At 69.1% G+C, this 18,576-nt stretch carries 15 protein-coding genes; 11 read left to right on the top strand and 4 right to left on the bottom strand.

Annotated features, from left to right (window positions below; all coding sequences use genetic code 11):
• Positions 1-60: 60 nt before the first annotated feature.
• Positions 61-1,233, bottom strand: coding sequence for an MFS transporter (locus H8R02_RS23315; protein ID WP_187083900.1), 1,173 nt, complete (start codon positions 1,231-1,233; stop codon positions 61-63).
• Positions 1,234-1,283: 50 nt separating this feature from the next.
• Here H8R02_RS23315 and H8R02_RS23310 point away from each other — a divergent pair, with 50 nt between their 5' ends.
• Genes H8R02_RS23310 through hda form a run of 3 tightly spaced genes read left to right on the top strand, consistent with a single transcriptional unit; the run spans position 1,284 to position 4,134 of the window.
• Complete coding sequence (locus H8R02_RS23310; RefSeq protein ID WP_187083899.1) at positions 1,284-2,384, top strand: AIR synthase related protein; 1,101 nt, start codon at positions 1,284-1,286, stop codon at positions 2,382-2,384.
• 2 nt (positions 2,385-2,386) lie between these two features.
• Entirely contained in the window at positions 2,387-3,463 is a 1,077-nt protein-coding gene (locus H8R02_RS23305) for an AI-2E family transporter (RefSeq protein WP_187083898.1), read from the top strand.
• Complete coding sequence (hda, locus tag H8R02_RS23300) at positions 3,460-4,134, top strand: DnaA regulatory inactivator Hda (protein WP_187083897.1); 675 nt, start codon at positions 3,460-3,462, stop codon at positions 4,132-4,134. Before H8R02_RS23305 ends, hda begins: the two co-directional genes overlap by 4 nt.
• Here the strand turns inward: hda and H8R02_RS23295 are convergent.
• On the bottom strand, positions 4,126-5,910 hold the full coding sequence (locus tag H8R02_RS23295) for a CHASE domain-containing protein (RefSeq protein ID WP_187083896.1): 1,785 nt from the start codon (positions 5,908-5,910) through the stop codon (positions 4,126-4,128). The genes hda and H8R02_RS23295 overlap by 9 nt on opposite strands.
• Positions 5,907-7,178 carry an ABC transporter substrate-binding protein gene (locus H8R02_RS23290; RefSeq protein ID WP_187083895.1) on the bottom strand — a complete coding sequence of 424 codons (1,272 nt, stop codon included), beginning with the start codon at positions 7,176-7,178 and terminating at the stop codon, positions 5,907-5,909. The genes H8R02_RS23295 and H8R02_RS23290 overlap by 4 nt, the downstream gene beginning before the upstream one ends.
• A 92-nt stretch (positions 7,179-7,270) precedes the next feature.
• Here H8R02_RS23290 and H8R02_RS23285 point away from each other — a divergent pair, with 92 nt between their 5' ends.
• The 6 genes from H8R02_RS23285 (at position 7,271) to atpE (ending at position 11,624) form a co-directional block, all read left to right on the top strand.
• Entirely contained in the window at positions 7,271-7,903 is a 633-nt protein-coding gene (locus tag H8R02_RS23285) for a response regulator (RefSeq protein WP_187083894.1), read from the top strand.
• 95 nt (positions 7,904-7,998) lie between these two features.
• Complete coding sequence (locus H8R02_RS23280; protein WP_187083893.1) at positions 7,999-8,529, top strand: tetratricopeptide repeat protein; 531 nt, start codon at positions 7,999-8,001, stop codon at positions 8,527-8,529.
• Positions 8,530-8,541: 12 nt separating this feature from the next.
• On the top strand, positions 8,542-9,234 hold the full coding sequence (locus H8R02_RS23275) for an HAD family hydrolase (protein WP_187083892.1): 693 nt from the start codon (positions 8,542-8,544) through the stop codon (positions 9,232-9,234).
• Entirely contained in the window at positions 9,231-10,826 is a 1,596-nt protein-coding gene (gene pcnB / locus H8R02_RS23270; RefSeq protein ID WP_187083891.1) for a polynucleotide adenylyltransferase PcnB, read from the top strand. The genes H8R02_RS23275 and pcnB overlap by 4 nt, the downstream gene beginning before the upstream one ends.
• A gap of 44 nt (positions 10,827-10,870) precedes the next feature.
• Complete coding sequence (folK, locus tag H8R02_RS23265; RefSeq protein WP_187083890.1) at positions 10,871-11,389, top strand: 2-amino-4-hydroxy-6-hydroxymethyldihydropteridine diphosphokinase; 519 nt, start codon at positions 10,871-10,873, stop codon at positions 11,387-11,389.
• Complete coding sequence (atpE, locus tag H8R02_RS23260; protein WP_187083889.1) at positions 11,382-11,624, top strand: F0F1 ATP synthase subunit C; 243 nt, start codon at positions 11,382-11,384, stop codon at positions 11,622-11,624. The genes folK and atpE overlap by 8 nt, the downstream gene beginning before the upstream one ends.
• A gap of 160 nt (positions 11,625-11,784) precedes the next feature.
• On the opposite strand, the gene H8R02_RS23255 is transcribed toward atpE, so the two are convergent.
• The gene (locus tag H8R02_RS23255; protein WP_187083888.1) at positions 11,785-12,093 is read right to left on the bottom strand and encodes a type II toxin-antitoxin system prevent-host-death family antitoxin; all 309 of its coding nucleotides are present in this window, start codon (positions 12,091-12,093) and stop codon (positions 11,785-11,787) included.
• A gap of 141 nt (positions 12,094-12,234) precedes the next feature.
• Between H8R02_RS23255 and H8R02_RS23250 the strand changes: the two genes are divergently transcribed.
• A complete protein-coding gene (locus tag H8R02_RS23250; protein ID WP_187083887.1) occupies positions 12,235-13,410 on the top strand; it encodes an ABC transporter substrate-binding protein in 1,176 nt (391 codons plus the stop codon).
• Positions 13,411-13,425: 15 nt separating this feature from the next.
• A complete protein-coding gene (locus H8R02_RS23245) occupies positions 13,426-18,555 on the top strand; it encodes a trifunctional serine/threonine-protein kinase/ATP-binding protein/sensor histidine kinase (protein WP_187083886.1) in 5,130 nt (1,709 codons plus the stop codon).
• The last annotated feature ends 21 nt before the right edge of the window (positions 18,556-18,576 follow it).

Raw genomic sequence — 18,576 nt, 5'->3', positions numbered from 1 at the left:
GCGGATTGTTCCCTTCCGCCGCCGCGCGGGCCACGCCGCGCAGGACCGGTTTCGGACAGTTTAGGACATTGCCGGCCGGCGCAGGGCAAGCGCGGCGAGCGTCACCGCGCCGAACACCGCCCCGGCCGCGAAGGTGGCCGGCGCGCCCCAGAGGTCCCACAGCAGCCCCGCGATGCCGCTGGCCGCCAGCAGTGCCACGCCGCCGGCGAGGTTGAACATACCGAAAGCCGTGCCGCGCAAGCGGGCGGGCGCCACTGCCGCCACCATGGCCGCCAGCAGGCCTTGCGTCATCGCCATGTGAAGCCCCCACAACGCCACGCCGGCCCAGAGCACGAAGCCGCGGTCGCCCAGCGCCAGCAGCACGTCGGCAACGATCAACACCGCGAGACCGGCGCAAAGCAGCAGGCGGTGGTTCACGCGGTCCGCGAGCCAGCCGAAGGGGTACGCGCCGGCGGCGTAGACCACGTTCATCGCGATCAGCACCAGCGGCACCCACGCAAGCGCGAGGCCGCCCTGCTGCGCGCGCAGCACGAGGAAGGCTTCCGAGAAGCGCGCCAGCGTGAACACGGCGCCGATGCCCACGACCCACCAGTACGCGGGCCCGAGTTGCCGCAGCGCCTCGCGCCGGATCGGGTTGACGCGGACCTCGCCCGTGGGCCGCGCCGGTTCGCGCACGCCGAAGATCAGGACCACGACCGCCAGCACGCCGGGGATCACCGCCAGCCAGAACACCGCGCGGATGTCGTTCGCCCACAGCAGCATGAAGACGATGGCGAGCACCGGCCCGAGGAAGGCGCCGACCGTGTCGAGCGACTGCCGCAGCCCGAAAGCCGCGCCGCGCATTTCGGGCGGCGCGATGTCGGCCACGAGCGCATCGCGTGGCGCGCCGCGGATGCCCTTGCCGACGCGATCCAGCAGCCGCGCCGTGACGACCCAGCCGGTGGTCGCCGCCAGCGCGAAGAGCGGCTTGGAGAGCGCGCCCAGCCCGTAGCCCATGACCGCCAGCGGCTTGCGGCGGCCCCACCAGTCGGAGATCGCCCCGGAGAACACCTTGACGATGAGCGCCGTCGCCTCGGCCGCGCCCTCGAGCAGGCCGACCGTGACCATGCTCGCGCCGAGCACGGTGGTCATGAAGACGGGCAGCAGGCTGTGGATCAGCTCGGAGGAGACGTCCATCAGCAGGCTGACGAAGCCGAGCGCCCACACCCCCGCGGGCAGTTTGGCAGCAGGCATCGGGCGATTCTAGGCAGGCACCTCCTCGTCAGCGGCGATAATTCGGGGCTATGCCGGACACACTGAGCTACGAGCAAGCAGGCGTCAACTACGACCTCATCGATCCCCTGAAAGTCGCCGCGCAGCGTGCCGCCGCGGCCACCGCCGGCAACCTCGGGGCGCACGGCTTCCGCGAGGTGAAGGCATCGCGCGGCGAGTCGGCCTACGTGCTGGACGTCGGCCCGTTCTACCTCGCTTCCATCGTCGAGTGCCTCGGCTCCAAGTCGCTCGTCGCCGACGAGATGAACAAGCTCACCGGCAGGAGCTTCTACGACGGCATCGCGCAGGACACGATCGCGATGGCGATCAACGACCTCATCACCGTCGGCGCGACGCCGCTCGTGGTGCAGGCCTATTGGGCCGCGGGCGGCTCCGACTGGTTCGGCGATGCGCAGCGCTCGCAGGCGCTCGTGGCCGGCTGGAAGGCGGCGTGCGACACCTGCGGCGTGGCCTGGGGCGGCGGCGAGACGCCTGCGCTGGCCGGCATCGTGGAAGGCGGGCGCATCGACCTCGCGGCCTCGTGCACGGGGCTGATCAACCCGAAGTCGCGCCTCTCGGTGGGCGACGAACTCGCGGCCGGCGACGCGATCGTGCTGCTGCATTCCAGCGGCATCCATGCCAACGGCCTGAGCCTCGCGCGCAAGCTGGTGGAGCGCCTGCCCATGGGCTACCTCACGCCGCTGGCCGGCGGCACGTACGGCGAGGCCTTGCTCGCGCCGACCGTGCTGTATTCGCCGGTGACCGAAGCGCTGTTCAAGGCCGGCATCACGCCGCACTACTGCGCCAACGTCACGGGCCACGGCTGGCGCAAGCTGCTGCGGCATCCGGCCAAGCTCACCTACCGCATCGACACGCTGCCGCCCGTGCCGCCGGTGCTGGCCTTCATCCAGCAGCATGCGAAGCAGGACGACCGCGAGGCCTACAGCACGCTCAACATGGGCGCGGGCTTCGCGCTTTTCGTCAAGCCGGAGGACGCCGTGCGCACGCTGGAGATCGCGGAGCAGCTGGGTGTGCCCGGGACGCTCGCAGGCCGAGTTGAAGCGGGCGAGAAGCAGCTTCTCATCGAACCGCTGAACATCCGCTTCAGCGACGAAGACCTGCAACTGCGGTAGGGATGCAACTCACCCCCGCACAACGCCGCGCCCTTGCCTGGATCGCCATCGCCTTCGTGGCGGTTCTGGCCCTGCGCGCGCTCGGCGCGGTGCTCACGCCCTTCGTGGTGGCGGCGGTGCTCGCCTACGCGCTCACGCCGGTGGTGGATCGCCTCGACGAAGTGGGCAAGGGCCGCATGCCGCGCTGGCTGGCGGTGGCGCTGGTGGAGCTCACTTTCATCTTCGCGGTGCTGTGCATCGTGCTGCTCGTGGTGCCGGTGCTCGCGAAGGAGATCCCGCTGATGCGCGAGCAGCTGCCGGTGCTGTTCGACCGCCTGCACGACACGCTTTCGCCCTGGCTCGCCCAGTTCGGCATCCATGTGTCGCTGGACATCGCGAGCCTGCGCGCGCAGCTCCTCAAGTACCTCGGCACGGCGAATTGGGAAGACGCGTTCCCGTCGCTGTGGTCCTCCGTGAAGATGGGCGGCAGCGTCGCCCTGGCCATCGTCGGCAACGTGGTGCTGATCCCGGTGGCGCTCTTCTACCTGCTGATGGACTGGAAGCCCTTCGTGGCGCGCCTCATCGAGCTCGTGCCGCCGCGCATGCGCCCGGGCGTGGACTCCTTCACCGCCGAGGCCGATGCCGTGCTGGGCCAGTACCTGCGCGGCCAGCTGCTGGTGATGCTGATCATGGCGATCTACTACAGCACGGGCCTTGCGCTGTTCGGGTTGGACCTCGCACTGCCCATCGGCGTGTTCACCGGGCTTGCGATGTTCGTGCCCTATGTGGGCTTCGGCATCGGCCTGATCCTCGCCACGCTCGCCGGCTTCCTCGAATTCGCCTCGATCAAGGCGCTGGTGATGGTGGGCGTGGTGTACGGCAGCGGCCAGGTCATCGAAGGCTTCTTCATCACGCCGCGGCTGGTGGGGGAGCGCATCGGCCTGCACCCGCTGGCGGTGATCTTCGCGCTGCTGGCCTTCGGCCAGCTGTTCGGTTTCGTCGGCGTGCTCGTCGCGCTGCCGGCCAGCGCCCTGCTGCTGGTCGCGATCCGCCGCGCGCGCGAGCGCTACATGGCCTCGAACCTTTACCAACACCAATGAAGCAGCTGGCGCTGGACATCGGCCTGGCGCGCGCGCCCACGCTCGCGAGCTTCCTGGCCGGGCCCAACGAGGCCGCGTGGAAGCACCTGCAACTGTGGGCCGGCAGCCCCACGCGCTCGCCCGTGCCGACGTACCTCTGGGGCGCCTCGGGCAGCGGCAAGACGCACTTGCTCAAGGCGGTGGAGGAGTCGCTGCGCGAGCAGGGCGCTGCCTGCGGCTGGCTCGACCCCACGATCGCCGAGCCGCCGGCCTTCGACGAGCGCTGGGCCGTCGTGCTGATGGACGACGTGCAGCTCTACACCGCCGTGCAGCAGCACGCGGCGTTCAACTGGTTCGTCAACGCGCAGACGCTGCAGCGCGGCGTGCTCGCCGCCGGCACGCTGCCGCCTTCGGACCTCAAGCTGCGCGAGGACCTGCGCACGCGCCTGGGCTGGGGCCATGTGTTCCAGCTGCACGTGCTGTCGGAGCCGGAGCGCCGTGCCGTGCTGCGGCAGGCGGCGGATGCGCGCGGCATCTTCCTGTCGGACGAGGTGATGGACTTCATCCTCACCCGCTTCTCGCGCGACCTCGGCAGCCTGATGCAGCTGCTGGAGCACCTCGACGCCTACGCACTGCAGGCGCAGCGCGCGATCACGATCCCGCTCGTGAAGTCGATGCTCGACTCAGCCTGACGCGAGCGTCGAGAGCGTCACCGAGAAGCGCGAGCCTCGCCCCAGCTGCGACTGCACCTCGACGCGCGTGCCGAGCAGCTGCGCCGACCGCTGCGCGATCGCCAGCCCCAGGCCCATGCCTTTCTCGCGCTCGCGGTCCACGTCGGCCACCTGGTAGAAATCGCTGAAGATGCGCGCCTGCTCCTCAGGCGGGATGCCGATGCCGGTGTCCAGCACCTGGATCTCGATGCGGCCGCCCGCGCGCCGGCGGCAACCCACCAGCACGCGGCCATGCTCCGTGTAGCGCAGCGCGTTCGCCAGCAGGTTGGACAGCACACGCGAGAGGATCAGCGGGTCGGTGTCCACCCACAGGGCCTCCTTGGGGATGCGCACGCGCAGCCGCAGGCCCTTCTCGGCGGCGGGGCCGGCGAAAGCGCTCTGCAGCTCCTGCAGCAGCGCCGCGACGTTCACGGGGCGCTTCGCCACGGCGACGGTGCCGCTCTCCAGGCCCGACAGGTCGAAAAGGCCATTGAGCAGCCGCCCCAGCCCCTGCAGCGTGAGGTGCAGCCGGTGCGCCACCTGCCCGACCTCCTCGCCCGGCACCTGCGCCCGCCGTGCCATCGCCTGCAGCGTCGCGGTGAAGAGGCCCAGTGCCTGCACGGGCTGGCGCAGGTCGTGGCTGGCGGCAGCGAGGAACTGCGTCTTCGCGCGGCTGCCCGCCTCCGCTTTCTCCTTGGCGGCGCGCAGCTCCTCCGCCGCGATGCGCATGCGGATGCGCCGCCGCAGCAGCAGCCACGTCGCCACCGCCAGCAGCAGGCTCGCGGCGATCCCCACGCCCGCGACGAGCTGCAGCTTGCTGGTGGCGGACGTCGTCGCGAAGTTGGGTAGCGATTGCGCCGTGAGCGTCCACGAGTACCCGCCCACCTGCAGCCGCTGGGTCGCGAAGAGCAGCTTCACGGCCGACTCGCCGCCCACGCGGTCCACCAGCAGGTCCTGCCCCGCATCGTCACCGCCGCCCACGCCGCCGTCGAACACGTCCACCGCGATGCTGGTGCGCTCGCCGAGGATGTTGCTCATCAGGCCGTCCATGCTGAAGGCCGCGTAGATCCAGCCCGTGAGCTTCTGGCGGCGCTCCTCCACGGTCGGCGGCACGGGCCCGCCGCCGTAAACGGGCATGTACATGCGGTAGCCGGCCTGCACCGCCTGCGCATCCTCCTCGGGCAGCTTGATCTTGTTGGAGATGGCGATGGAGCCGGTGTCGCGCGCCGCGTCCATGGCGTGGCGGCGCGAGGGCTCGGCGTAGTAGTCGGTGCCCAGCGTCGACAGCAGCGTGTTGCCCGAAGGCTCGAAGTAGAGCGCCGACGTGAGCTCCGCGCGCTCGCCCGGCGGGTTGATCGCATAGGCCGGGAAGCCTTGCGCGCGGACCGTGCGCTCGTGCCGCTCGCGCTCGCCCGCGGGCACGCGAAGCGCGTAGCCCATGCCTTGCAGGCCGGGGTGCGTCTCGATGCGCAGGCTGGCGACGAAGGCCTGGAAGTCGCCGCGCTCCACGCGCGGCGAGCTGGCGAAGAGCCCGTGCGTCGCGTGCAGCGCCTGCTCGTAAGCGAGCATGCGTTCGCGGAACAGGCCGACCGTCTCGCGCACGCGCGTGTCGAACTCGGCCTGCAGCTCGCGCTCGATCTCGTGCCGCTCGCGGTCCCAGACCGTCCACGACGCCGCAGCCGCCGCCGCGAGCACGGCCAGCGGCAGCAGCCACATCACCAGCCGCTCGCGCCACGAGGTTCGACGATGGATCGTCATCGCTGGTAGGGCAGCAGGATGAGCATCGCTTCCGCCTGCGCGTCGCGCATGGCCTGCTCCGGAGTCTTCGTGCCGTTCAGGGCCGCGGCCAGCCCGTTGTTCAGCGCGCGCGTCACGCGCTGGTTCTCGTGCGTGGACAGCTCCGCCACCGCGTCGCGCAGCTGGTCGCGCGCCACGGCTGCCTGCGGGAAGGACGCAAGGTGCGACTGCATGGCCGGCGTCTGCCACGCCTGCGGGCTCACGGCGATATAGCCCGAGTCGATGCTCCATTGGGCGGTGCGCTGCGGCGCCACCATCCAGCGCACGAAGGTGAGGGCGGCCAGCCGCTGCACCGGCGGGCTCTTGCGGAAGATGTAGAAATTGCCGCCCCCGGTGGGCGAGCCGCGGCCCACGTGCGCCGGCAGCATCGCCACGCCCATCTCGAACGAGGCTTGCCTGCGCAGGTTGGAGAGGTTGCCGCTGGTGGTCCAGATCATCGCGGCCTTGCCGTCCACGAACTGCGTGGGGGTCGAGCCCCATTCGACGACACCGGGCGGGTGCACGCCTTGCCGCGACAGGCCCACCCAGTACTTCAGCGCCTCGACCACCTTCGGGTCGTCGAAATTCGTGCGCGTGCCGCTGGCGTTCATCAGCGAGCCGCCGTTGGCGGTGACGAGGCCCTGGAACAGCCAGTAGGGGAAGCCGGACGACGGGATCTGCAGGCCCCAGCGCGTGACCTTGCCGCTCGCGTCGCGCTTCGTGAGGCGCCGCGCGAAGTCCACCATCTGCGCCCAGTCGCGCGGCGGCTTGTCGGGGTCGAGCCCGGCCTCGCGGAAAGCGGCCTTGTTCCAGTACAGCAGGATGGTGGAGCGCTGGAACGGGATGCCCCACGTCTTGCCCGCCGCGCGGCTGTTGGCCATGAAGGCGGGGTAGAAGCTGTCCAGCCACGCCCGGTCGCGCCGGGGCACGAGGTCGTCGAAGGGCACGATCGCGTCCGCGTCGATCAGCGTGTACATGTCCACCGCGAACAGCACGGCCAGGTCCGGCGGCGTGCCGCTGCGGTGCGCGGTGAGCGCCTTGGCGATCGAGTCCTTGTAGGTGCCGGTGTAGATCGGGCGGACCTTGATGTCCGGATGCTCGCGTTCGAAGGCCTCGACCATGCGCGAGATCGTCCTGGCGACCGGCCCGCCGACGGCGATGGGGTAGTAGAACGAGATCTCCACGTCCGCGCGCACCGCACCGGAGGCGAACAGCAAGCCCACGAGGGCAGCGCGGAGGAAATGCGGCATTGGCGCAGCTCGGCAGTCATGGGTAGTATGGCTCATGCCGCCGCACGGCCGCCCGAAGGCGGCATACCGCAGGCGCAGCCGGAGGTTTCCGAATGCCCATCCGCATCGTCATCGCCGAGGACCATGTTCTCCTGCGCGAGGGGCTCAAGATGCTGCTGGCGACGCAACCCGGCATCGAGGTCGCAGGCGAGACGGGCGACGGCCGCGAGGTGGAGCGCCTGGTGCGCGAAACGGGCGCCGGGCTGCTGGTGCTGGACCTGGGCCTGCCCGGCAAGCATGGCGTGGAAGTCGCATCGGCAGTGAAGGCGGCCGAGGGCGACGCGGTGAAGGTGCTCGTCCTCACCGGCGACCTCTCCGCCAGCTCCGTGCGGCAGGCTCTCGCCGCGGGCGCGGACGGCTACATGCACAAGAGCGAGGACACGGCCGAACTGGTGGATGCGGTCACCGCCGTGCTCGCCGGCCGCCAGTACGTCAGCCGCCGCATCGCGCAGGTGTTCAAGCCCGAGGCGGGCGACGCGCCGCAGCCCGTGCCGACGCCGCGCGAGCAGGAGATCATGTCGCTCGTTGCACGGGGCCTTTCCAACCGCGAGATCGCCGAACTGTTGTCCCTGAGCATCACCACGGTGCGCACGCACCGCCAGAACTTCATGGAGAAATTCAAGCTGCGCAACGCGGCGGAGATCACGGCGTACGCCGTGCAGCAGGGTTATTACGACCCTGCCTGATCGTCGCCTTCTCCTGCCTTTGCAGTATTGGCCCGCTCACACCCCCCGCCTAGATTGGCAGCACTGGGGCGGCCGCTGGCCGCGGGAGCAGTTCGATGATCACGTTGTACGGGCCCGGGCCCGGCCGAAGCATGGTGAGCGAGCCGGACACCGAAGACGCGAAGGACCTCGTGCGGCAGGCGGCCACGCATGCCGCGCGCGGCGAGTACCCGCAGGCACTGCGCTGCTACGAGTTGGCGCTGCTGCTCGACGAGACGCAGGCTTCCAATTGGTTCCACTACGGCAACCTGCAGCAGCGCATGGGCCTGGCCGAGGACGCCGCCGACAGCTACGAATTCGCCCTGCGCCAGGACCCGCGCCTTTACGCCGCCCGGTTCTGCCTGGCCCAGCTGATGGTCGAGCTGGGCCGGCCGCTGATCGCGCTGTCGCACTTCGCCCTCGTCACGGTCGACAAGCCCGGCCACCTGCCCGCCTGGCGCAACCTGATCGAGCTGCAGCGGCGCATGGGCGAGCTGGACGCCGCCGCCGAGAGCGCCCGCCGGGCGCTGCGCCACCTGCCCGGCGAGGGTGAGCTGGCGGCGCTGCTGGACGGCATCGAAAGGGAGCAGGCCCACCCGGCCTCCTAGAATCGGGGGGCAATGACCCGAGTCGGCCGCCCCAGGATCACCTTTTTCGACCTCGACCACACCCTCCTGCCGATCGATTCCGACTACGCCTGGGGCGAGTTCACCCAGGCGATCGGCTGGTGCGACCGCGGCGAGTTCAAGCGCCGCAACGACGAGTTCTTCGCCCACTACCAGGCCGGTACGCTGGACGTGCACGACTACGTGCGCTTCGCCACCGAAGCCGTGCGCCGCCGCGGGCCGCAGGCCGCCGCCGAGGCGCACGAGCGCTTCATGCGCGAGGTGATCCGCCCGGCGGTGCGGCCCGCCGCCCTCGAGCTGGTCCGCAAGCACCTCGATTCGGACGACGAGGTGCTGATCGTCACCGCCACCAACGAGTTCGTCACCGCGCCGATCGCCCGCGAGCTGGGCGTGGCCCATCTCATCGCGGTCGAGCTGGAGCGGGGCAGCGACGGCTGGATCACCGGCGAGATCGCCGGCGTGCCTTCGATGCGCGAGGGCAAGGTCGTGCGGGTCGGCCAATGGCTGGAATCGCGCGGCCTGGACTGGCTGGACATCGACTCGACCTTCTATTCCGACTCCATGAACGACCTGCCGCTGCTGGAGAAGGTGGACCACCCCGTGGCCACCAACCCGGACGCGCGGCTGCGCACCGTCGCCCTCGAGCGGGGCTGGCGCATACTCGACCTCTTCACAGAACAAGAATGATCAAGCGATTCATCGACAAGCTCCTGGGCGGCACGGCCCGGCCGAAGTTCGGCAAGCGCCAGGAGGTCGGCCCCGAAGAGCACGCCATCGACCCGTCGCTCGTGGACGACCGCGCGCTCAACGTCGTGCACACGCTCAAGGAGGCGGGCTTCGAGGCCTACATCGTCGGCGGCGCCGTGCGCGACCTGCTGCTCGGCCTGCGGCCCAAGGACTTCGACGTCGCCACCAACGCCACGCCGGAGGAGGTGAAGTCGCTCTTCCGCCGCGCGTTCATCATCGGCCGGCGCTTTCGCATCGTGCACGTGGTGTACGGGCGCGGGCGCGAGCATGAAGTGATCGAGGTCTCCACCTTCCGCGCCTACATGGTTGCGGCGGAAGCCGAGGCGGTGAGCGGCAACGAGCGCACGAGCAAGACCGAGCTCGCCGGGATGAAGCATGCCGTGGACGCGTCCGGCCGCGTGCTGCGCGACAACGTGTGGGGCCCGCAGGAAGAAGATGCGGCGCGGCGCGACTTCACGATCAACGCGCTGTACTACGACCCGGAGCGGCGCATCGTGGTGGACTACCACGGCGGCATCAAGGACGCGAAGAAGCGCGTGATCAAGATGATCGGCGACCCGGTGGCGCGCTACCGCGAGGACCCGGTGCGCATCATCCGCGCCGTGCGTTTCGCGGCCAAGCTCGCGGGCCTGGGCTTCAAGCTGGACCCGAAGACCGGCTCGCCGCTCGCCTCCAGCCTGAAGCTGCTGTCGGACGTGCCGCAAAGCCGCTTGTTCGACGAGATGCTCAAGCTGCTGCAGACGGGCCATGCGCTCGCGAGCATCGAGCAGCTCAAGGCGCTGGGCCTGCGCGGGATCTACCCGCTGCTGGACCTCGTGGTGGACCGTGCCGACCAGCCGCTCGTGAAAGCCGCGCTCTCGGACACCGACCGGCGGGTCGGCGAGGGCAAGCCAGTCGCCCCGAGCTTTTTGCTCGCGTGCGTGCTCTGGCCCGACGTGCGCGACGGCTGGGCGCAGCGCCTTGCACAGAAGCAGCATCCCTTCCCGGCGCTGCAGGACGCGATCGACGACGTTTTCAACGCGAAGATCGGCGACGTGTCGGGCCGCGGCAAGCTGGGCGCCGACATGCGCGAGATCTGGATGATGCAGCCGCGCTTCGAGAAGCGCAGCGGCAACACGCCGTTCTCGCTGGTGGAGCAGCCGCGCTTCCGGGCCGGCTTCGACTTCATGCGCCTGCGCGCGGATGCGGGCGAGGTGGATGTCGTGCTCGCGGACTGGTGGCAGGAATTCAGCCAGGCGAGCGACGCCGTGCGCGAGGACCTCGTGCTGCAGCTGCGCGAGGAGCAGCAGAAGCATGCGCGCCGCGTGCGCGTTTCAAGGCCGCCTGCGACGCCGGCGGGGCAGGGCGAGACGCGGGCCCCGCGCGAGGACGCTGACGCGGGCACGCGTCGTGCGGATTCCGGCGCACCCGCCCAAGAAGGGGCAGGGTCCGACGGCGAAGGCGCGTCCGATGCGCCGCGCAAGCGCCGCCGCCGCCGGCGCAAGCCCGCGGGCCAGCGCGGCGAAGGCGGGGCGCCGCCGCCGGCCGACTAGCGCCATGGCGGCTTCGCGCATCGGCGTCGCCGGCGAGTAACGGCATGACGACCGCGTACGTCGGCCTCGGCGCGAACCTGGGCGACGTTGCGCGTGCGGTGCTGGATGCGGTCAATGCCATCGGCAAGCTGCCGGGCACTTCGGTCGTGCGCCGGTCCTCGCTGTACCGGACTGCTCCGGTCGACGCCGGTGGACCCGATTACTTCAATGCCGTCATCGAGATCGACACTTCGCTCTCGGCGCACGACCTGCTCGCGGCGCTGCAACGCATCGAACTCGCCGCCGGCCGCGAGCGCCCGTACCGCAACGCACCTCGAACGCTGGACCTCGACGTGCTCCTCTACGGCAACGAGCGCATCGACTCTCCCACGCTCACTGTTCCGCACCCGCGGATGTTCGAGCGTGCGTTCGTCCTCGTCCCGCTTGCCGAAATCGCGCCGCGCCTTGTCGCACCGGAACAGCTCGAACGCGTTTCGGACCAGCGCATTACCCGCGAGGTAATTGGCGGCATGACGGGCGGTCCGCATCATGGAGGCAACCAAGGAGAGAACCACCATGACTGACACCGGACTCATTGCCGTCGCGTGCGGCCTCATCATCGGCCTGGGCGCCATCGGCGCCTGCATCGGCATCGGCACCATGGGCAGCCGCTTCCTCGAAGGCTCGTCGCGGCAGCCCGAGATGATGGAGCCGCTGCAGACCAAGATGTTCCTGCTCGCCGGCCTCATCGACGCCAACTTCCTGATCGGCGTCGGCGTCGCGATGATGTTCGTCTTCGCGAACCCGTTCGCGAAGTAGTTCGTCAATCGAGCTCGAATGCGAGTTGGCGCGAATGCTTCAAGGAGAGCAGGACAACGTGGCCGTCGCCGTGCGCGTAGAGCACGACATAGGGCCTGAGGCTCCGCGCGAACGATCGCGCGGCCCGCACATGGGCGTCGGCCGGAATCGGCAATGCGGCTCAGGCCTTCTTGCGGGCCTTGCGTGCCGGAGTTGACAGCAACTCGTCGAGTTCCTTGTCGCTGAGGATTCTCCCTGCCGCAACATCTTCCAGGCCATCCAGCGCCGCCTGCGCAAGGACGAGGTTCGCATACTCTTCCTCGAGCGCATGGTAGTAATCGAGCTTTCGCGCATCGATCAGCGCGACGTAACTGGCGCCGTTCTTCGTGAGCACTTTCTCGCTGCCGTGGTCCACGACGTCCTCCGCAAGTTCGGTGAGCCGGGCCCTCGCCTCACTGATTGGAACGACATCAGCCGCACGAATGCCCACTACAACTCCGTTAACAGAAAGCTTATCGAATATCTTAACGTATCCAGACGACAGGGCAAGGCCCGCCGGAGGCGGCGAGCGCCTTGACACTGCTGCGGACGGAGCACAACATGCCCGCGTGCACATCGTCGAGGAGCCGACATGAGACCCTGGTTTCAGGCATCGACCTTCCTGTGCTCCCTCGTCCTGGCTTGCGGCCTGGCCGCTGCCCAGGGCAGGGTGCAAGGCGTCACCGCCCATGAGATCGTGCTGGGCTCGATCCAGGACCTGTCGGGGCCGATCGCCCTGTACGGCAAGCAGCTGCGCATGGGAATGATGCTGCGCGTGGACGAGATCAACGAGCAAGGCGGCATCCACGGCCGCAAGCTCAGGCTGATCTTCGAAGACTCGGCGTACGACCCCAAGAGAGCCGTGCTCGCCGCGCAGAAGCTCGTCGACCAGGACCGGATCTTCGCGCTGGTGGGCCACCTCGGCGCGGCCAGCAACCTGGCGACCATGCCGGTGCTGTTCGACAAGGGTGTGATCAATTTCTTCCCCGGCACCGCGACGCGGTCGATGTTCGAGCCCTTCCATCGCCTGAAATTCGCATACTTCGCGACCAATGAGGGCCAGCTGCGCGGTCCTCTTGCCAGGCTCGTGAAGGACAAGCGCCTGAACAGGGTCTGCGTGCTGTACCAGGACGACGAGTACGGCCACGACGTGATGCGTGCCGCGGAGACGGCCCTCAAGTCGCTGAACATGGACTTTCACGAGAGGACGACCTACAAGCGCGGCGCCACCGACTTTTCCTCGCAGGTGGCGAGGCTCAAGGCATCGGCCTGCGATCTGGTCGTGGTCGGCACCGTCATCCGGGAGACCGTGGGCGTGATGACGGAGTCCCGCAGGATCGGCTTCGAGCCGCTCTTTCTGGGCACGCACGCCATCTACACGGACCTGATACCACGGCTCGGCGGGAAAGCCGTGGATGGCCTGTATGCCACCCATATGGCGGCGCACCCCTACCTGGACGACGCATCCCCGAATATCCGCTTCTGGGCCAACAAGTACCGGACGCGGTTCTCCGAGGACCCGTCCGTGACCTCGGTGTATGGGTACGAGATCATCGATGCGTTTGCCGCCGCCGCGAGCAAGGCTGGCGCCGAGCTCACGGCGGACGGGTTCGTCAAGGCGATGGAGACGATCGTTGTTCCGCCCAACATGTTCGGGACGCCGGAGCTGCGGTTCGGCCAGCGCAAGAGGCTGGGCAACGACACGGCGCGAATGTCGCAACTCCAGGACGGAAGGTGGAAAGTCGTCTACGGCTACGAAAGTCCTTGACCGGAACCGGTACGCGTGGCCAGTGCCGCATCATCCATCGAAGACGTGAAACCAACAGCGAATGCTCTGCGCCGCACGTATGCGACGCGGCTCATCGAGCGCCTCGCCGGTGTCGAAGGAATATCCAGCCTCGCCCCCGAGCTGCAGGACGGCGTTGGCTCGTTGGACCGCCGCTATCCTTCACTGCTGTCCCGCGTGCTGTCGTCCGGTCCGCTGCCGGTTCCCGAGTTCATGCAGCTTGCGCTGAAACTCGCCGGGACGCTGGCGGCAGTGCACGGCAGGGGCGTCCTGCACCTGCACATCAACCCCGACCACATCGTCTTCGACGGCCGGGATTGCTGCGTGATGCTGGTGGGCTTCGAGGATGCGACGACATTCGCGCAGAAGCAGCCGGCATTCACGCACCATCGCGAGATTCGCGGGAACCTGGCCTACCTTGCGCCCGAACAGACCGGGCGTACCGGCCGCACCGTCGACCAGCGCTCCGACCTGTACGGCCTGGGCGCGACGCTGTACCAGGCGGCGACGGGCCGCCCTCCGTTCGAGTCGGATGATCCGCTGCAACTGCTGCGCGACATCCTGGCACGCGTGCCGCCCGAGCCTTCGCAGGTGCGCGGCGAGTTGCCTGCCGATGTGTGCCGGATCATCATGCGGCTGCTCGAAAAGGAACCGGAACGCCGTTACCAGAGCGCCGAGGGCCTGGCCAATGACCTCGAACGCACGCGGGACAACCTGGCAAGGGGCGAGCTTGCCCCGATCCAGCTTGGCGCGCAGGACTATCCGGTGCGGCTTTCGGCGCCCGCCGGGCTTGTCGGAAGGCAGGTGGAGACAGCCGCATTGCGGCGGGCCCTGCACGATGCGATCGAGGGCACCCCCGGTGTCCTGCTGGTAGGGGGAGAGCCGGGCGTCGGGAAGACTTCGCTGCTCAACGAACTCAGGCCCATGGTGACTGCGCTGCGAGGCTGGTACATCGGCGGGAAGTTCGACCAGTTCCGGCACGACACCGTCAGCGCTCCCGCGCAAGCGTTCGCCGCGCTCGGCCGCCTGTTGCTCGCCGAACCCAGGGAGGAACTCGCAGCCGAGCGCAAGCGGATCCTGGACGCACTGGGCCCGAACGCCGGCCTGATGTGCAACACGCCCGAGTTCGCCCTGCTGCTCGGACCCCAGCCTGATGTCATCACGGTCGACGGGGCATCGGCGCAAGACAGGCTGCTGACGACAGCGGTAAGCCTCCTGCGAGCCGTCGCCTCGGCGAAGCGGCCGCTCGTGGTGGTTCTCGACGACCTGCAATGGTCGGGTACGTTGTCCATCCGGTTCATCGAGGCCGTGCTTGATGCGCAGGACCTGACGGGCTTGCTCCTGGTGGGGGCGTACCGGAATTCGGAAATCGACGCCACCCATCCGCTCGCAACGATGCTCTCGCGCCGGAGGGCACAGGGCCCGGCGCCGATCGAGATGCAACTGTCCAATCTTCCGCCGGAAGACCAGGAGCAGATGGTTGCCGAAATGATGCGGCTGCCGCGAGACCGCGCCGGCGCCCTCGCCCGGGCGGTGGGCCGGCACACCGCCGGCAACCCGTACGACACGGTCGAACTGCTCAGTGCGCTGCGGCGCGACGGCATCCTGCGCACCGGGCCCGCTGGATGGGCCTGGGACGCGGCGCGGCTGCGGCGCCATGTGGGTCACGGTAGCGTCCTCGACCTGATCGCTCGCCGGATCGAGGGGCTGCCGTCGCCAAGCCGCCACCTCCTTGAAGCCATGGCGTGCCTGGGCGGCGACATTCGCCGGGGCCTTCTTTGTGCCGCCACCGCAACCTCACCCATCGACCTGGAGGAACAGCTGCTCGCACCGCTGGAAGATGGCCTCCTGGTGGTCGACCCCGGCGAAGACGGCGCGTTGCGAATGCGCCATGACCGCGTGCAGCAAGCCATCTTCGGGACGATGCAGCAGGATCGCCGTCGCGCCCTGCACCTGGGCATGGCAAGGCGGCTGGCCGCCATACCCAACTACAGTGGTGTCGCGGTGCAGCAGTACCTGCCGGCTCTGGACGACGTCGACGATCCCGGGGAGTGCCGGCAGGTCGCCCGGTCCCTCCATGCATCGGCATTGCGCTTCAGGAGCGCGGCGAACTTCGAAGTTGCGCAGCGACTGCTGGCCGCGGGACGCTCGCTGCTCGCGCGCGCGGGCCCGCTGGATGCAGCTGACGCCGAACTGCAGACCCGGATGGAGGTCGATCATCACGTGGTCTTGTGCAACCTCGGCCTGTATGAGCAGGCCGATGCCGTCTACGTCCTGCTTGCCCGCCGCCAGGCGCCCGTCGAGGGATGGATCGATGCGGCATGTGCCCAGGTCAGCAGCCTGCACAACCGCTCGCGCGTCCACGATGCGATTCGCCTCGGCCTGGACCTCCTCGATCGCATCGGCCTGGCCGTCCCGCAGGATTTCGATGCCGCTCAGTTGCGCCAGCGTCTTGGAGACCTGGGGCGCTGGGTTCAAGGCATCGAGCTGGGCCGCGACACCCGGCCGTATGCCGGCGACCGGCAGGCCACCGCGGCCGGGCGCCTGATCGTGCGGGTGGCGTACGCTTCCTACTACGTCGATACGCGCATGCTGGGCTGGCTGATGCTGCAAGCCCAGGACTTGTGGGTGCGCTGCGGACCCTCGCCGGAGCTGGCGCGCGCACTGGCCCCGCTCGGTGGTGTCTGCGTGCTGAATGGGGACTACCGCGCAGGCTATGACGGCACGCGCCACGTTCTCGGCGTGTGCGAATCCCGCGGCTGGGAATCCAGCGCGTGCGAAGTCCGGTACCTGCTCGCCGTCCATGCGAGCCAGTGGTTCGAGCCTCTGGAACGTACGCTGCAGCCGCTTCGCCTTGCACGCGAAAGCATGCTGCGCGATGGCGAGCTGCAGAACGCCTGCTTCACGTATCGCACGACAACGGCAGTGATGCTGGAGTGTTCGGCGACATTGCAGGAGTGCGCGCAGGAAGCCCGCGCGGGCCTGGCGTTCGCCCGTCGCCTTCGCCACGAGTACATCGACCTGATGATGTCGATCGAGCTGCAGTTGCTCGAAGACCTTGCAGGGCAACCGCCGGCGCAAGGCGCCGACGCGTCCGGCGGCGCGTCACGGCTGCGCCAGACGGACCTGCCCGCGGTGGATTTCAGCCTTCGATTCACCGGTGCGCTGCGAGCAGCCCTGCGCGGCGACTGGGCGCAGCTCGAGGTGCAGTCGACGGCGGCCATGGAACACGTGCAAGTGCTGACCACCTACCGGGTCGCGGTGGCGAGGGCGCTGCACGCCCTCTCGCTGGCACAGCGCCTGCGGCACGCACAAGCGGGCGAACGGGGGCAGCTGCTGGCCGCGCTGGACGCCGCCGGCGATTGGTTGGCCCGGCGGTCCGCGGATGCGCCGGGCAACTTCCGGCACTTGCTGACCTGGGTGGAAGCCGAGCGGGCCTGGGCGACCGGGGATTTCCGCCTGGCGGCGGCGTCGTACGACGCTGCGATCCGGGCTGTCGAAGTGCTCGGCCGGCCGTGGCATCACGCGTTGATCACGGAGCGGGCGGCGCTGTTCTACCTGGAAAGCGGTGTCATCTCGAGCGGGCGGCACTTCATGCGCAGGGCCTGCCAGCTTTACCGGGCATGGGGCGCCGAGGGCAAGGTGCGGCAGCTGCAACAGGCTCATGGGTTCCTCGGTGCCGTTTCATCCGCTGCGACCGACCTTGCGCGGCACGAGCCGGGGGCGGCATCCATCGACGCCATCGACACCCTCGCGATACTTCGTGCCTCGCAGGCACTGAGCCTGGAAACCAGCCTCGCGCGACTTCGCTTGCGCGTCTCCGAGGTGATGGGCGCACTGACGGGTGCCACGGCAGTCGGGTTCGCGCTGCTGGACACCGGCATCGACAACTGGGTACTGTTCGACGTGGACGGCGCAGACGAAAAGCGCGTGCCCGTCGAGGAGGCCGCGGCGCGCGGCCTCGTGCCCCTGTCCGCCTTCCGCTACTGCGTGCGAACGCGCCAGCCGGTGCTCGTCGACGACGCGACCGCCGATGACCGCTTCGCGCGCGACCCCTACTTTGCCGGCGTGGCCCGTTGCGCCCTGCTCGTCGTGCCGATCATGAAGCAAGGCAGCTTGTGCGCCGTACTGCTGCTGGAGAACCGGCTGAGCCGGGGCGCGTTCACCATCGCCCGCCTGGAAGCCGTCTCGATGATCGCCGGGCAACTGGCCGTGTCGCTGGGCAATGCGGTGCTCTACGACCGCCTGGAGCAGCAGGTGCGCGACCAGACCCGCGAGCTGATCGACGCCGCACGCCGTGCCGGGATGGCGCAGATCGCCACCAACGTGCTGCACAACGTGGGCAACGTGCTCAATAGCGTCAACGTCTCGGCGCAGGTCGCCAGGACGATCGTCAGCCACTCGCGATCCGCGCGCATGACCGAGATCGCCGGATGGCTCGAAGACCACGCCGGCGATCTCGGGCACTTCCTTTCCAGTGACGACAGGGGGCGCCTGCTTCCCCAGTACTTCGGCGAGCTGGCTCGCGCGCTCGCGCTGGAACGCGAGGAGCTGCTGCAGGAACTCGACCGGCTGCGGGCCAGCGTCGATCACATCAAGAACGTGGTCGAGATGCAGCAGTCGTATGCGGGGTCGCGCGGCCTCCTCGAGACAGTGGACCTCGCGGCGCTCGTCGACGATGCGCTTCGCCTGCAGAACGTGTCCAGCGCCAGCGGGGGCGTGACGGTGAAGCGGGACTATGGTCCCGTGGAACTGCTCGAGCTGGACAAGACGCGGATCATGCAAGTGCTGCTGGTCGAGAACGCGCGCGACGCCATGAAAGCCATCCAGAAGGTGGATGGCGAACGCGTTCTGACGATCCAGGTGCGACAGGAGCAGGACCGGGTATGGGTCAAGGTGTCGGATAACGGCTGCGGCATCCGCCCCGAAGACCTTCCCCGGATCTTTTCGCATGGCTTCACCACCAAGTCGAGCGGACACGGCTTCGGCCTGCACAGCTGCGCCATCGCGGCGATGGAGATGGGTGGCTCGCTGACGGTCCACAGCGACGGCCCGGGCAGCGGCGCGACGTTTGCGCTGCAGTTGCCTGTCAGGGGCGTTGCGTCGGCCGGCGGGCCTGCCTCTTGAGGCCGATCAGCTCATTGACCC

It is taken from the genome of Ramlibacter albus, assembly GCF_014297445.1.
GTDB classification, from domain to species: Bacteria; Pseudomonadota; Gammaproteobacteria; order Burkholderiales; family Burkholderiaceae_C; genus Ramlibacter; species Ramlibacter albus.
This window is presented reverse-complemented; position numbering and strand designations above follow the sequence as displayed.

What these genes read in the sequence shown, in the direction of transcription:
- H8R02_RS23315 (WP_187083900.1), bottom strand. Translation starts at nt 1,233, where the DNA reads ATGCCTGCTGCCAAACTGCCCGCGGGGGTGTGGGCGCTCGGCTTCGTC.
- H8R02_RS23310 (WP_187083899.1), top strand. Translation starts at nt 1,284, where the DNA reads ATGCCGGACACACTGAGCTACGAGCAAGCAGGCGTCAACTACGACCTC.
- H8R02_RS23305 (WP_187083898.1), top strand. Translation starts at nt 2,387, where the DNA reads ATGCAACTCACCCCCGCACAACGCCGCGCCCTTGCCTGGATCGCCATC.
- hda (WP_187083897.1), top strand. Translation starts at nt 3,460, where the DNA reads ATGAAGCAGCTGGCGCTGGACATCGGCCTGGCGCGCGCGCCCACGCTC.
- H8R02_RS23295 (WP_187083896.1), bottom strand. Translation starts at nt 5,910, where the DNA reads ATGACGATCCATCGTCGAACCTCGTGGCGCGAGCGGCTGGTGATGTGG.
- H8R02_RS23290 (WP_187083895.1), bottom strand. Translation starts at nt 7,178, where the DNA reads ATGCCGCATTTCCTCCGCGCTGCCCTCGTGGGCTTGCTGTTCGCCTCC.
- H8R02_RS23285 (WP_187083894.1), top strand. Translation starts at nt 7,271, where the DNA reads ATGCCCATCCGCATCGTCATCGCCGAGGACCATGTTCTCCTGCGCGAG.
- H8R02_RS23280 (WP_187083893.1), top strand. Translation starts at nt 7,999, where the DNA reads ATGATCACGTTGTACGGGCCCGGGCCCGGCCGAAGCATGGTGAGCGAG.
- H8R02_RS23275 (WP_187083892.1), top strand. Translation starts at nt 8,542, where the DNA reads ATGACCCGAGTCGGCCGCCCCAGGATCACCTTTTTCGACCTCGACCAC.
- pcnB (WP_187083891.1), top strand. Translation starts at nt 9,231, where the DNA reads ATGATCAAGCGATTCATCGACAAGCTCCTGGGCGGCACGGCCCGGCCG.
- folK (WP_187083890.1), top strand. Translation starts at nt 10,871, where the DNA reads ATGACGACCGCGTACGTCGGCCTCGGCGCGAACCTGGGCGACGTTGCG.
- atpE (WP_187083889.1), top strand. Translation starts at nt 11,382, where the DNA reads ATGACTGACACCGGACTCATTGCCGTCGCGTGCGGCCTCATCATCGGC.
- H8R02_RS23250 (WP_187083887.1), top strand. Translation starts at nt 12,235, where the DNA reads ATGAGACCCTGGTTTCAGGCATCGACCTTCCTGTGCTCCCTCGTCCTG.